Origin of the sequence: Streptomyces sp. NPDC018029 (genome assembly GCF_044327655.1) — a bacterium.
GTDB lineage: Bacteria > Actinomycetota > Actinomycetes > Streptomycetales > Streptomycetaceae > Streptomyces.
Genome location: NZ_JBIRFV010000003.1, coordinates 745545 through 758582, shown reverse-complemented (window position 1 = coordinate 758582; position 13038 = coordinate 745545). Strand labels below are relative to the sequence as shown.

The 13038-nt window shown below is 73.2% G+C and carries 11 protein-coding genes; 4 read left to right on the top strand and 7 right to left on the bottom strand.

Translation table 11 applies throughout. The features are described 5' to 3' along the window. Window positions 1-13: 13 nt before the first annotated feature. The 4 genes from ACH4D5_RS12085 to ACH4D5_RS12070 are packed head-to-tail and all read right to left on the bottom strand — an operon-like array spanning window position 14 to window position 4413. A complete protein-coding gene (locus tag ACH4D5_RS12085) occupies window positions 14-631 on the bottom strand; it encodes a GTP-binding protein (RefSeq protein ID WP_398301129.1) in 618 nt (205 codons plus the stop codon). Next, window positions 612-1037 carry a DUF742 domain-containing protein gene (locus tag ACH4D5_RS12080; protein WP_362990159.1) on the bottom strand — a complete coding sequence of 142 codons (426 nt, stop codon included), beginning with the start codon at window positions 1035-1037 and terminating at the stop codon, window positions 612-614. The genes ACH4D5_RS12085 and ACH4D5_RS12080 overlap by 20 nt, the downstream gene beginning before the upstream one ends. Continuing rightward, on the bottom strand, window positions 1034-1597 hold the full coding sequence (locus tag ACH4D5_RS12075; protein ID WP_398301127.1) for a roadblock/LC7 domain-containing protein: 564 nt from the start codon (window positions 1595-1597) through the stop codon (window positions 1034-1036). Before ACH4D5_RS12075 ends, ACH4D5_RS12080 begins: the two co-directional genes overlap by 4 nt. 8 nt (window positions 1598-1605) lie before the next feature. Beyond that, window positions 1606-4413, bottom strand: a complete 2808-nt coding sequence (locus ACH4D5_RS12070; protein WP_398301125.1) for a nitrate- and nitrite sensing domain-containing protein — start codon at window positions 4411-4413, stop codon at window positions 1606-1608. A gap of 539 nt (window positions 4414-4952) precedes the next feature. Here ACH4D5_RS12070 and ACH4D5_RS12065 point away from each other — a divergent pair. Beyond that, window positions 4953-5798: a hypothetical protein gene (locus ACH4D5_RS12065; RefSeq protein WP_398301123.1), complete on the top strand. Its 846-nt coding sequence runs from the start codon at window positions 4953-4955 to the stop codon at window positions 5796-5798. Window positions 5799-5949: 151 nt separating this feature from the next. Here the strand turns inward: ACH4D5_RS12065 and ACH4D5_RS12060 are convergent, their stop codons facing one another. Continuing rightward, a complete protein-coding gene (locus ACH4D5_RS12060) occupies window positions 5950-6456 on the bottom strand; it encodes a MarR family winged helix-turn-helix transcriptional regulator (protein WP_398301121.1) in 507 nt (168 codons plus the stop codon). A gap of 259 nt (window positions 6457-6715) precedes the next feature. Between ACH4D5_RS12060 and ACH4D5_RS12055 the strand changes: the two genes are divergently transcribed. Then, window positions 6716-7549 (top strand): lysozyme, encoded by an 834-nt coding sequence (locus tag ACH4D5_RS12055; protein WP_398301119.1) that lies wholly within the window; start codon window positions 6716-6718, stop codon window positions 7547-7549. Window positions 7550-7627: 78 nt separating this feature from the next. Here ACH4D5_RS12055 and lon read toward each other — a convergent pair whose 3' ends face one another. Further along, window positions 7628-10048 (bottom strand): endopeptidase La, encoded by a 2421-nt coding sequence (lon, locus tag ACH4D5_RS12050; RefSeq protein WP_398301117.1) that lies wholly within the window; start codon window positions 10046-10048, stop codon window positions 7628-7630. Window positions 10049-10287: 239 nt separating this feature from the next. On the opposite strand from lon, the gene ACH4D5_RS12045 reads away from it, so the two are divergent. Beyond that, on the top strand, window positions 10288-11292 hold the full coding sequence (locus ACH4D5_RS12045; RefSeq protein WP_398301454.1) for a methyltransferase: 1005 nt from the start codon (window positions 10288-10290) through the stop codon (window positions 11290-11292). A gap of 368 nt (window positions 11293-11660) precedes the next feature. Next, window positions 11661-12287 (top strand): GNAT family N-acetyltransferase, encoded by a 627-nt coding sequence (locus tag ACH4D5_RS12040; RefSeq protein WP_398301115.1) that lies wholly within the window; start codon window positions 11661-11663, stop codon window positions 12285-12287. Here ACH4D5_RS12040 and ACH4D5_RS12035 read toward each other — a convergent pair. Next, entirely contained in the window at window positions 12202-13029 is an 828-nt protein-coding gene (locus ACH4D5_RS12035; protein WP_398301113.1) for a rhomboid-like protein, read from the bottom strand. The genes ACH4D5_RS12040 and ACH4D5_RS12035 overlap by 86 nt on opposite strands. Window positions 13030-13038: the final 9 nt, after the last annotated feature.

The following is a 13038-nucleotide window of genomic DNA, read 5'->3' as shown; positions in this document are numbered from 1 at the left end:
GAGGGTCCTTCTCTTACTCAGGGGTTACGTCGAGCGCGTGGCCGACCAGGGCGAGCAGCGACTCGATGACCGAGATGCGCTGCCGTGCGTCCATGATCAGCACCGGTATGTGCGGCGGCACCGTCAGCGCCTCGCGCACGTCCGCGGGCTCGAACTTCTCGCTGCCGTCGAAGTGGTTGACGGCCACGATGTACGGCAGTCCGCAGCTCTCGAAGTAGTCGAGCGCGGGGAAGCAGTCGGACAGGCGGCGGGTGTCGGCCAGCACGACGGCGCCGATCGCGCCGCGCACCAGGTCGTCCCACATGAACCAGAAGCGCTGCTGGCCGGGCGTGCCGAAGAGATAGAGCACCAGGTCGTCGTCGAGCGTGATGCGGCCGAAGTCCATGGCGACCGTGGTGGTCGTCTTCTCCGGGGTCGCGCTCAGGTCGTCGGTGTCGGCGCTCGCCTGCGTCATCAGCGCCTCCGTCTGGAGGGGCGTGATCTCGGAGACGGCGGTCACCAGCGTCGTCTTGCCGACGCCGAAACCGCCCGCCACCACTATCTTCGTGGCGATCGGGGCACGTGACCTGTCCGTCTGCCAGGCCTGCAACTGACCCTCGTTCTCGAGGAGTTCAGAGACGGCGGAGTCCACTCAGCACCCTTTCCAGCAGTGCGCGGTCGGGCTGTCCCGGGCCGTGGCCCGTTCCGTACACGCGGATCTTTCCCTGGTCGGCGAGGTCGCTGAGCAGTACGCGGACCACGCCGAGCGGCATCTTCAGGAGCGCCGCGATCTCCGCGACCGTACGCATGCGGCGGCAGATCTCGACGATCGCCCGCATCTCCGGCATCACCTTCGACAGCGTGCCCTTGGGCAGTTCGAGGCGCTCGTCGGGCGCTTCGAGCGCGGGGTTGCTGGCCACGAACGTCTCGACGAGCAGGACGTGGCCGAACCTGGTCCGCCCGCCGGTCAGCGAGTAGGGACGCACCCGGGCGGGTTTTCGGTCACCGCCGCGCTGCGGCAGCTTCGGCGACGTGCGGCTGCTGCTCCTGCTGCTCATCGGGCGCTCTCCATCGACTGGCGCAGCTCGCTGCGGAGTTCGGGGGTGAGGACGTGCCCGGCGCGGCCGACGAAGAGCGCCATGTGGTACGCGACGACGCTCATGTCGCAGTCCGGTGTGGCGTGCACGCCGAGCAGCGAGCCGTCGCTGATCGACATCACGAAGAGGCTGCCCTCCTCCATCGCCACCACGGTCTGCTTGACCCCTCCGCCGTCCATCAGCTTCGCGGCGCCGATGGTGAGGGAGCCGAGCCCGGAGACGATGGTGGCGAGGTCCGCGCTGGACCCCCGGGGCCCGGAGGGCTTCGCCACGGGACGCTCGGCGTTGCGCCCGGGGTCAGAGGAGAGCAGCAGCAGCCCGTCGGAGGAGACGACCGCGACGGAGAGGAGCCCGGGCACCTCCTCGACCAGGTTGGTCAGGAGCCAGTGCAGATTGCGGGCCTCACTGCTCAGGCCCGCGGAGCCGGTCTGTGCGGCGGATCCGGCGGATGTGGCGGATCCGGTGGGTGCGGCGGATGTGGCCGGTTTTGCGGATGTGGCGGACGAACTGGGCGTGCGCATGGGCGCAGTCAACTGCTTGCCTCCTCGACTGAGTCCCCCATTACGTCTGCGGCTCGTTCATTCTGGTCCGACGGCTTCGTCGTCTCTTCCCCCGCGCCTTCGCCCGCGATCTCGGCCTCCACGTCCCGACGGCCGCTGATCGCGCCCTGGTGGAAGCCGCCGAGGCGGCGGCGGAGTGCTTCGGCGTCCACGGAGCCGGTGCGCGGCTTGGGCGCGGTGGCCGCGGGCGCGGTGATCTTCGGGGTGCGCTTGGGCAGTCCCTTGTCGGTGACGCGCTCCCACTTGGGGGGCGCGGGCGCCGCCGAGGGCTCCGGCGCCGGGCCGGGCTCCGAGTCGGGGTCCGGCTCCAGGAGCTGCGGCGGCACGAGCTCCATCGTGGTCTCGGCCGACGGCGAAGGCTCGAAGTCGGACTCGGACTCGGAGTCGGACTCGGGCTCGGGCTCCGGCTCCGACTCCGGCTCGGAAGAAGGCGAAGGCGAAGGGAGCGCCGTCTCCAGGGTCCGCTCGGCCGCCGCGATCAGCGGATCCTCGCCGGGTGCGCTGGTCAGACGCCCGGGAAGGACATTGGAGTTGGCCTCGGCCTCGGAGCCGGGCAGATGCGTCAGGGGCTCGCCGGTGCGCGGCGGCGCGACCACCGCGGCGGGCGCGGCCGGCGCGGGCGCGTCCGCGAGGATGCCCTCGGGCAGCACCACGACCGCCGCGACACCGCCCTGCTTCTGCTCCCGCAGCCGCACCCGCGCCCCGTGCCGGGCGGCGAGCCGCGCGACGACGTAGAGGCCGAGCCCGAGCCCGTCCCCGCTCTCCTGGTCGTGCACGGCGTCGGGGTCGAAGTCCGCGAGGCGGGCGTTGAGCTCCCGCATGCGGTCCTGCGGGACGCCGATGCCCTCGTCCTGGACGGAGAGCATGACCTCGCCGTTCTCCAGGAGCCAGCCGGAGACCTCGACGGAGGCGTCCGGCGGCGAGAACGAGGTCGCGTTCTCCAGGAGCTCGGCGGTGAGGTGGCTGATGTCGTCGGCGGCGAACCCCGCCACGTGCGCGTGCGGCGGCAGCGTGGCGATGCGGACGCGTTCGTACCGCTCGATCTCGGAGACCGCCGCGCGCACGACGTCGACGAGCGGGACCGCGCCGGGGTGCTGGTGGCCGTGCTCGGCGCCGGCGAGGACCAGGAGGTTCTCGCTGTGCCTGCGCATGACCGTGGCGAGGTGGTCGAGCTTGAAGAGGGTGGCGAGCCGGTCGGGGTCCTGCTCGCGGTCCTCCAGGTTCTCGATGACGGCGAGCTGGCGCTCGACCAGGCCGAGGGTGCGGAGGGCCAGGTTGACGAAGGTGCCGTGGATGGACTGGCGCACCTGCTCCAGGTGCGCGGAGGCCTCGGCGAGCTCCTCGCGCAGCGCCGCGCGCTCGTCGGCCATGGACTGCCGCTGCCCGATGAGGTGCTTGCGGTCCGATTCGAGGGTGGCGAGGCGCTCGGTGAGGGCGGCCGCGTGGGCATGCAGCGCGTTGACGGAGCGGACGACCTGGGCGAACTCGTCGTCGCGGCCGGTGAAGCGGATCGGGTCCTGCGGCGCGGGCTCGGTGGCGAGGCGGGCCGAGCCGAGGCGCAGGACGGCGAGCGGGCGGGTCAGCGAGCGGGCCGTGCCCATGGCGAAGCCGACCGCGAGGAGCAGGCAGACGCCGACGAGCGCGATGCGGATCTCCAGGGCCGTGACGTCGTCGTCGCGCAGCTGGGCGAGGTGCTTGGTGCGCTCGACGCCGAGCGCGGACTCGGCGCCGCGCATGGTCTCGATGCGGGCGGAGAGCGCGGCGTCGACCTTCTTGCGGTCGGAGCGCCGCTCGTCGGCGGAGAGCGTCGGCCGGTCGGTGAGGCGCTCGAGGTACTTCTCCGCGGCACTGACCTCGGCGCCGGTGACGGTCGAGTCGTACGTGGCGCGGGCCGGGTCGCCCGCCGCGTCGCGGAAGTCGGCGAGCGCGGCCAGCTCGCGGACGCGGGCCTGCTGGGCGGCGCCGCTGAGCTCGTCGCGGCGCTTCGCGTCGGCCGGGGTCTCGTCGGTGCCGGTGGCGGGCAGGCCGGTGACCGGGTCGACGGCGGGGGTGCCGGTGGGGCTCGGCAGGGAAAGGGCGGCGAGCAGCAGGCCGCGGGTGGCGGCGGCCTGCTCGACGGCGTGGTCGAGGTCGGCGAGGGCGAGGGCGCCCTTGTTCGCCTCGGGGGGCAGTTGTTCGGCGAGGTCGCGGGTGAGGCCGTGGAGTTCGGCGATGACCTTGGTGTACGCCTCGTGGGCTTCGAGAGCGGTGCTCTTGCCGGTGAGCGCCGCTCTGCGCACGGCGGCGATGTCGGCGAGGTCGGCGCGGAGCCCGGCGGGCGCGTCGGCGCCGCGGAGCTCGTCGACCTGCCGGTCCACGCGGGCGCTGCGGCTCTCGGAGAGGCCCTTGCCCTGCGGGCGCCCGGCGGCGATGAAGGACGTGACCTCGTCCCGCTCGTCGGCGAGGGAGTGGCCGAGGGAGACCGCCTGCTGGGTCTGTTCGGCGAGCGTCACCAGGCTCTGGGTGTCGTTCAGCCGGTCGGACGCCGCGATGACGGCGGGCGCGCCCGCTCCCGCGACGGCGGCGGCCACGACGGCGACGGCGACGATCAGCCGATTGCGCACGCGGGCGGTGGGCGCCTTGTTGACACCGGCCGCCGGGGGCACCGGGGCAGGGGGCATCGCGGCGGAGGCATCGGGACCGGCCGTCTTGCCGGCAGGGGCGGCTGCCTTACCGGCAGGTGCGGCGGCCTTACCGCCAGAGGCTGCGGCCGCGCCCGAGGTGGCAGCCGTCTTCACGCCCGCTCCCGCGTCCGGGGAGGAAGCCGCTCCAGGAGGTGGAGCCGTGCCCGCGGAGACGTCCGTGGCCGTACCCTCCGGCGCACGCTCGGTCGGAGTGGTCGCGCCCGGCGTGGCCCCGTCAGGGGCCGTCTGCTTGCCTTTGCGCCGAGGCCGCATCTTCTGCACCGGTGCTCGCATTCTCGTTTTCGTCTGCCCTTGGGCCCGGGTGACGACCTGTCAACACGAGCGCTCCCCCCGGTACGGCTCCTGACCCTTCCAGTGCCGGTGAGTGGCGGTCGCGCATCGCCTGGCCGGCCACCCGAAGGAGTGAACATCGGCGGGGAGTTGGCGGGCAAGTCCCGGCGGGGCCGGTGCGGGGCCCCTCCGGCGTGCCGGTTGGACGTCTCCCACCGGCTTTGGCAGGATGCGCCGCCACACCCGTGCCGGAGTTGATCATTCCGGTCGAATTCCGGCGCGTGACCCGCCCGTACAAGCAGGCCCGGCGCCCCTTTGCGGCTCCTGGCGGGCCTTGTGAAGGGCTCGTGCAGACTGGCCGGATGCGTATCGAACTCGCCACCGAGCCCGGCGACCCCGCACGCCCCAACGAGGACCACGCGGCGGTCGCGCTTCCCGCGTCCGGACAGGGTGGATCGCTCGTCCTCCTGGACGGCGTGACGCCGCCCGAGGGCTCGGTGGGCTGTCCGCATTCCGTCCCCTGGTTCACTTCACGCCTCGGTGGCGCACTGGGCGAACTGTCCGTTTCACGCCCGGATATGACGCTCTCTGAGATTCTCGCGGCCGGCATCTCGCGTACCGCCGAGTCACATGGTTCAACCTGTGACCTTTCTCACCCACGCACCCCTCAGGCAACCGTCGTGCTCGTACGCTGGGACGCGGAACGCGTCGAGCACCTGGTCCTGTCCGACTCGGCGCTCCTCATGGCGGGCCCCGGCGGCGAGGTGACCGCCGTGCTCGACCGCCGCCTGGCCGAGCTGCCACCCGCCGTCCGGGCCCTGCGCGACGAGGTGCGCGCCCTGCCCCGGGGTTCGGCCGAGCGGGACGCGGCGGCCCGTGCCTACGGAGCCGCGGTGGAGGCGCTGCGCAACGCGGAGGACGGCTTCTTCACCGCCGCCGCCGACCCCTCGGCCGCCCAGCGCGCCGTGGCGGGCGAGACCCCGCGGGCGGAGGTCACGGCGGTGGCGGCGCTCACCGACGGGGCCGGGCGGTGGGTCGAGACGTTCCGCGAGGGCGGCTGGGCCGAGTGCTTCGCGCTGCTGCGCAAGGAGGGCCCGCAGCAGCTGATCGACCGGGTGCGGGAGTTGGAGCGCGCGGACCCGGACCGCCTCGCCTTCCCGCGCGGGAAGCGGCACGACGACGCGGCGGTCGTCTACGCGGAGCTGTGACGCAGGCTCTGGGGGGCCGAGGTCACGAGCCGGCTCTGCGGGCCGAGGTCACGAGCCGGCTCTGCGGGCCGAGGCCACGAGCCGGCTCTGCGGGCCGAGGCCACGACCGGCGCTGTGGCCCGGGGTCACGCGCCGGGCGTCCGCGTACGGCTCACGAGTCCGCGCTCGCGTTCAGCCGGCCCAGCAGCCGGGCGAGTTCGGCGACCTCCGCCCGGTCCCAGCTCGCGAGCCTGCGCACGTAACTGGCGCGGCGGGCGGCGCGCACCGTGCGGAAGCGGGTGCGGCCGTCGGGCGTGAGCCGGATGAGCCAGGCGCGCCCGTCGGCCGGGTCCGGCTCGCGGGAGACCAGGCCGAGCTCCTCAAGTGCCCGCAGCTGGCGGCTCATCGTGGCCTTGCCGACGCCGATGAAGGCGGCGAGGTCGGTGGCCCGCTGCGGCCCCGAGTCGTCCAGGCGGACGAGGAGTCCGTACGCGGCGGGTTCCAGGTCGGGGTGGACCTGGCGCGCCATCTCGCCCGACGAGGCCCGCGCGCGGCGCAGCAGGACCGACAACTCCCGTTCGAGGGAGAGGAACTCCCGGTCCTCGCCCTCGGCCTCGCGCGCCCCCTGTTCGACGGCACCCCGCGCGCCGCGCCCCACACCCTCTTCTGCAGCACCCATGTCCGCTTTCCCGATTCTGAAAGTCGTCGCCGGAAGGCCCTCGTCCCGCGGCCGTGGCGGCAGCGGCCTGACCAGTATTTCGCAAGGTGGAGACGGTCCCGCCCGGCAGGCACCGCCACAGGAGTGGACCAACGGCAGCTCCTCGCCCCTCTTCCCCGGCGGCGGTCTACGTGCGTAGCTTTTCAAGTGACATGTTCACACCATTCGACATGTCGCAAGGTCCCCCCAGCGCACCACCGAGGCCTTCGGAGGCATACCCATGCCCGTGCACAGACCCGGACCGGCCCACCGCCCGCGCTTGTCGCCGGCGGGGCTTCTCCTCGCAGCACTCTCCGCCCTCGCCCTCCTCCTGACGCTCCCCACGGCGGCCCAGGCGGACGACATCCCGCCGCGCGGCTCCGCCCGCCTCGGCCAGGGCGTCATCGAGCACGATGGCCAGGGCGGCCTGCCCAGCGGCGGCGGCGCCACGCAGACCGAGGGCGTCGACGTCAGCAGCCACCAGGGCAACGTCGCCTGGTCCACGCTGTGGAACAGCGGCGTGAAGTGGGCCTACGTGAAGGCCACCGAGGGGACGTACTACAAGAACCCCTACTTCGCCCAGCAGTACAACGGTTCGTACAACGTGGGCATGATCCGCGGCGCGTACCACTTCGCGACGCCCGACACCACGAGCGGCGCCGCCCAGGCCAACTACTTCGTGGACAACGGCGGCGGCTGGTCGCGCGACGGCAAGACACTGCCGGGCGCCCTGGACATCGAGTGGAACCCGTACGGGGCGGCCTGCTTCGGCAAGACCCAGTCGGGGATGGTCAGCTGGATCCGGGACTTCCTGAACACCTACAAGGCCCGCACCGGGCGCGACGCCGTCATCTACACCGCCACCAGCTGGTGGAAGCAGTGCACCGGCAACTACAGCGGCTTCGGTGCCAGCAACCCGCTGTGGATCGCCCGCTACGACACCAGCCCGGGTGAACTCCCGGCCGGCTGGGGCTTCCACACCATGTGGCAGTACACCTCGTCGGGACCGACGGTCGGCGACCACAACAAGTTCAACGGCGCCCTCGACCGGGTGCAGGCGCTCGCCAACGGCTGAGCACACGTGGACGGATGAGCACACGTGAACGGTGGCCGCCCCGATGCCGGGCCGGCCACCGTTCACCCGCAGCGCGCCCTATGCGGCGGCCGGGACCTTCACCTCGGCCTCGGTGAGGGCCAGTTCGAGCACCTGGCGCACGTCCGTGACCGCGTGCACGTCCAGCTTCTCCAGGACCTCGGCCGGCACGTCGTCGAGGTCCGCCTCGTTCCGCTTCGGGATGATCACCGTGGTGATCCCGGCGCGGTGCGCGGCGAGCAGCTTCTGCTTGACGCCGCCGATCGGCAGGACCCGGCCGGTCAGCGAGACCTCACCGGTCATCGCCACGTCCGTGCGGACGAGCCGCCCGCTGAGCAGCGAGGCGAGGGCGGTGGTCAGCGTGATGCCCGCGCTCGGCCCGTCCTTGGGGACCGCGCCGGCCGGGAAGTGGACGTGCACGCCCCGTTCCTTCAGGTCACCGACGGGCAGCTCCAGTTCCGCGCCGTGCGCGCGCAGGAAGCTCAGCGCGATCTGCGCCGACTCCTTCATGACGTCGCCCAGCTGGCCGGTGAGCGTGAGCCCCGTGGCGCCGGTCTCCGGGTCGGCGAGCGACGCCTCCACGAACAGCACGTCGCCGCCGGCCCCGGTGACCGCGAGCCCGGTCGCCACGCCCGGCACCGCCGTGCGCCGCTCGGCCGGGTCCTGGGCGGACTCGGGCACGTGCCGCGGCCGGCCGAGCAGGCCGCGCAGGTCCTCGTCGGTGACGGTGAACGGCAGCTCCCTGTCGCCCAGTTCGTGCTGGGCCGCGACCTTGCGGAGCAGCCGCGCCACCGACCGCTCCAGGTTGCGCACGCCCGCCTCGCGCGTGTACTCACCGGCGAGCTTGCGCAGCGCGCTCTCGTCGAGGGTGACCTCGTCCTCCGCCAGGCCGGCCCGCTCCAGCTGGCGCGGCAGCAGGTGGTCGCGGGCGATGACGACCTTCTCGTCCTCGGTGTAGCCGTCGAGGCGGACGAGCTCCATGCGGTCGAGCAGCGCCTCGGGGATGGCTTCGAGGACGTTCGCCGTGGCGAGGAAGACGACGTCGCTGAGGTCGAGCTCAACCTCCAGGTAGTGGTCGCGGAAGGTGTGGTTCTGCGCCGGGTCGAGGACTTCGAGGAGGGCGGCGGCCGGGTCGCCCCGGAAGTCCGAGCCGACCTTGTCGATCTCGTCGAGGAGCACCACCGGGTTCATCGACCCGGCCTCCTTGATGGCCCGCACGATGCGTCCGGGCAGCGCCCCCACGTACGTACGGCGGTGGCCGCGGATCTCCGCCTCGTCCCGCACGCCGCCGAGCGCGACCCGCACGAACTTGCGGCCCATGGCGTGCGCGACGGACTCGCCGAGCGAGGTCTTGCCGACGCCGGGCGGGCCGACGAGGGCGAGGACGGCGCCGCCGCGGCGCCCGCCGACGACTCCGAGGCCGCGGTCGGCACGGCGCTTGCGCACCGCGAGGTACTCGGTGATGCGCTCCTTCACGTCCTCCAGGCCCGCGTGCTCGGCGTCGAGGACGCGCTGGGCGCCCTTGATGTCGTACTCGTCCTCGGTGCGTTCGTTCCACGGCAGTTCGAGGACGGTGTCCAGCCAGGTGCGGATCCACGAGCCCTCGGGCGACTGGTCGCTCGCGCGCTCCAGCTTCTCGACCTCCTTGAGGGCGGCCTCGCGGACCTTCTCGGGGAGGTCGGCGGCCTCGACGCGGGCGCGGTAGTCGTCCGACTCCTCGGCCGCGTCCTTGCTGTCGCCGTTGAGCTCGCGCAGCTCCTTGCGGACGGCGTCGAGCTGGCGCCGCAGCAGGAACTCGCGCTGCTGCTTGTCCACGCCTTCCTGTACGTCCTTGGCGATGGACTCGGCGACGTCCTGCTCGGCGAGGTGCTCGCGCAGCTGCTCGGTGGCGAGCCTGAGGCGCGCGACGGCGTCCTCGGTCTCCAGGAGCTCGACCTTCTGCTGGGTGGTCAGGAACGGCGAGTAGCCGGAGTTGTCGGCGAGCGCGGAGACGTCGTCGATCTGGGTGACGCGGTCGACGACCTGCCAGGCGCCGCGCTTCTTCAGCCAGCTGGTGGCGAGCGCCTTGTACTCCTTGACGAGCTCGGTGACGGCGCCCGGCAGGGGGTCGGGCACGGTGTCGTCGAGCTGCACTCCCTCGACCCAGAGGGCGGCGCCGGGACCGGTCGTGCCCGCGCCGATGCGGACGCGGCTCCGGCCGCGGATGAGGGCGCCGGGGTCGCCGTCGGAGAGCCGCCCGACCTGCTCGACGGTGCCGAGGACACCGGTCGCGGCGTACGTCCCGTCGATGCGCGGAACAAGCAGCACCTTCGGCTTGCTGTCGCCACTGGAGCGGGCCGCGGCCTGGGCGGCCTCCACCGCGGCGCGCACATCGGCGTCGGACAGGTCGAACGGAACCACCATGCCGGGCAGGACCACCTCGTCGTCGAGCGGCAGCACAGGCAGAGTGAGCGGTGTGTACGAGGTGGACTCAGTAGCCATGATCTCCCCTTCGGCATTCAAGTTGAGCTGTATCGACTCAATGGTTATGAGCGCCGAGTTGTTCCCCGGGGCGTGTTCGCTCTGAGCGATCACGAAAAACGCGGCTCCGCCCATGGCTCGTTTCCGGTCGCCCGTCCCCCGCGTACCGTTCCCTCCCGGCCGTCCCCCTGGGACCGTGGACACTCCGACTCCCACGGAGGGGATCCAAGGTGGACACACCCGAGAACGGTGACGGCGGCATGCGGGACGTAACCTGGCAGCTCGCGGACCACGCACTGGGGCATCTCTTCTCGGCGGCGCTGCGCACGGCGGCGCTCTGCCGGGTGGCCGACCATCTGGCGGCGGGGCCGCGCACCGCCGAGCAACTGGCCGAGCCGACCGGCACCCACGCCGGGCACCTCCGCCGCGTCCTTCGCTATCTCGCCACACGCGGTGTCTTCCGCGAGGACGGGGCGGGCGCGTTCCACCTGACCCCGCTCGCGAACGCGCTCCGCACCGACGTGCCCGACTCGCTGCACCCGGCGGTCGTGATGCTGACCGACCAGGCGTTCTGGCGGACCTCCGCGGGTCTTGAGGAGACGGTCCGCCAGGCCGGCCCGTCCTTCGAACGGGTCTTCGGCAAGCCGTTCTTCGCGTATCTGGCCGAGGACGCCGAGCTGCGGGAGCTCTTCGACAGCGGCATGGCGTCACTGTCGGGTCCGGTCGACGCGGTGATCGCCGGGACGTACCCCTTCCCGGAGAAGGGCACCGTGGTGGACGTCGGCGGCGGCCGCGGCGGACTGCTGCGCGCGGTCCTGCGCGGGCGGCCCGGCCTGACGGGTGTCCTCTACGACCAGGTGCCCGCGGTGAGCACGCACCTCCTGGGCGGCGACGAGGAGCTGCGCGGCAGGTGGCGGGCCGAGTCCGGGGACTTCTTCGCCGAGGTGCCGCAGGGCGGCGACATCTACGTCCTCAAGCACGTCCTGCACGACTGGCCGGACGCGGACTGCGAGCGGATCCTGCGCAACTGCCGCGCGGCGATGGCACCGGACGCGCGCCTCCTGATCGTCGACTGCGTCCTGCCGTCCGGCAACGAACCGCACATCGGCAAGACCCTGGACGTGGCGATGGCAGCGATCGTGGACGGCCAGGAGCGCACGGAGGACGAGTTCGCCGCACTGCTCGTCCGGGCGGGACTGCGCCTGACGCGCATTCTGCCGACGGACGCGTTCCCGTCGATCGTGGAAGCGGTGGCGGCCGCCTGACACGACGACGACACGAAGCCCCACCCAGGGGCGCGGGGCACCGACCGGGCGACGGCGCGAAGTCCCACCCAGGGGCGCGGGGAACTGCGCGCTCAGCCACCTCCAAGCGGCAGCCGACGACGAGACAGGCAGCGGCCAACGGCATCCGAAGCCCGGGGCGCCGACCGGGCGACGGCACGAAGCCCCACCCAGGGGCGCGGGGAACTGCGCGCTCAGCCACCCCCGAGCCGCAGCCGACGGCGGCACAGGCAGCGGCCGAGGGCATTCGGGGCGCGGGGCGCCGGCCGGGCGCGGGCGGCGCCGGGGCGCCCGCGCGCGAGCAACCCCCTGGCTCCGGCGACGAAGATCAACAAGTGCAGAATGACCGCATGTCGACGACCAACACCCCCGAGGCGCCCCGCCCCGCCCCGCAGCCCGCCACCCTCGACGACGCCGCGACGGTCGGCCCCACCCTGGCCCGCGCCTTCGACGACGACCCGATGATGCGCTGGTTCTTCCCGGACGCCGCCACCCGCGAGGCGGGCCTCGGCCGCTACTTCGCCACGCTCCTCACCCGGCAGTACGGCCGCCACGGCGTCTGCGAGCGGACGGCCGCGGCGGCCGCCTTCTGGGTGCCGCCGGGCGCGCAGGACAAGGCCGTGCCCGACGCGGAGACCGTCGAGCAGCTCGCGGAGATACTGGGCGACCGCGCCCCGCTGTTCCGCGAGGCCACCGCGGCCGCCGCCGGACACGGCCCCGAGGAGCCGCACTGGTACCTGGCGGTACTCGGCGCCGACCCCGCCGCCCAGGGCCAGGGCCACGGAGCCGCCCTCCTGCGCTCAGGTCTCGCCCGCGCCGACGAGGCCGGCCTGCCCGTGTACCTGGAGTCCTCCAAGCCGGAGAACCTCCCCTTCTACGAGCACTTCGGCTTCACGGTGCTCGGCGAGGTGCAGCTGCCGGGCGGCGGCCCGACCCTGTGGGCGATGCGTCGCGCGCCGCGCCGGGGCGACGCCTGAGCAACGGCCAGGTGGCGACGCCGACCAGCAGCGCGAGCAGGTGCCCCCAGTTCGTCATCGGGTCGGCGAACGCGATCAGGTCGTCGACCAGCATCCCGCCGAAGCCGATGAGGACGGGCCAGCGCAGCCATGGTGTGAGCAGCCCCGCCAGCGCGCCGACGCTGGCGGCCACCCCGAAGCTGATGCCGTAGTCGAGCCGGTGCAGGGAACTGTCCGGCAGATGGCCCGCGAGGACCGAGAAGCCGACCGGGACCTCCGTCGCGAGCGTGGCGACGACGTGGCCGAGGAGGAAGACACCGGCGGTGCGCAGGCCGCCGATGCGGCGCTCCAGCGCGGTGAGCACCAGCAGGAAGCCGATCGCGTACGGGGACGTGATGCCGCCCGCGATCCACAGGGCGCTCGCGACCAGGACGAGGACGGGGCTGTGCGCGAGGTGCGCCACGTCGGTGCTCGACCCGTGGAGGAGCTTCTCCACGAGGTCCGGGTCGGCGTACTGCGCGAGCAGCGAGGTGGCCGCGAGCACGAGGGCGTACCCGAAGGTGAAGGGCGTGCCGGTGGGGGTGGGCAGGAGCAGCCAGGGGCGGAGGCGCCGGGTGGACGCGCCGGGGGCACGTTCCCGCGCCGCCTGCTCGTGGCCCGCCCCCGGCGGGGGCCGACGCGTCGACTGCCGCGGTATGCCGCTCAGGGTGCCCGGCGTCTCCGCGTCGGACGCGGCCCCGGCGGGCCGCACGCTCTGGTTCACGGGTGAGGC

What these genes read in the sequence shown, in the direction of transcription:
- ACH4D5_RS12055 (WP_398301119.1), top strand. Translation starts at nt 6,716, where the DNA reads ATGCCCGTGCACAGACCCGGACCGGCCCACCGCCCGCGCTTGTCGCCG.
- ACH4D5_RS12060 (WP_398301121.1), bottom strand. Translation starts at nt 6,456, where the DNA reads ATGGGTGCTGCAGAAGAGGGTGTGGGGCGCGGCGCGCGGGGTGCCGTC.
- ACH4D5_RS12040 (WP_398301115.1), top strand. Translation starts at nt 11,661, where the DNA reads ATGTCGACGACCAACACCCCCGAGGCGCCCCGCCCCGCCCCGCAGCCC.
- ACH4D5_RS12045 (WP_398301454.1), top strand. Translation starts at nt 10,288, where the DNA reads ATGCGGGACGTAACCTGGCAGCTCGCGGACCACGCACTGGGGCATCTC.
- ACH4D5_RS12065 (WP_398301123.1), top strand. Translation starts at nt 4,953, where the DNA reads ATGCGTATCGAACTCGCCACCGAGCCCGGCGACCCCGCACGCCCCAAC.
- lon (WP_398301117.1), bottom strand. Translation starts at nt 10,048, where the DNA reads ATGGCTACTGAGTCCACCTCGTACACACCGCTCACTCTGCCTGTGCTG.
- ACH4D5_RS12075 (WP_398301127.1), bottom strand. Translation starts at nt 1,597, where the DNA reads ATGCGCACGCCCAGTTCGTCCGCCACATCCGCAAAACCGGCCACATCC.
- ACH4D5_RS12080 (WP_362990159.1), bottom strand. Translation starts at nt 1,037, where the DNA reads ATGAGCAGCAGGAGCAGCAGCCGCACGTCGCCGAAGCTGCCGCAGCGC.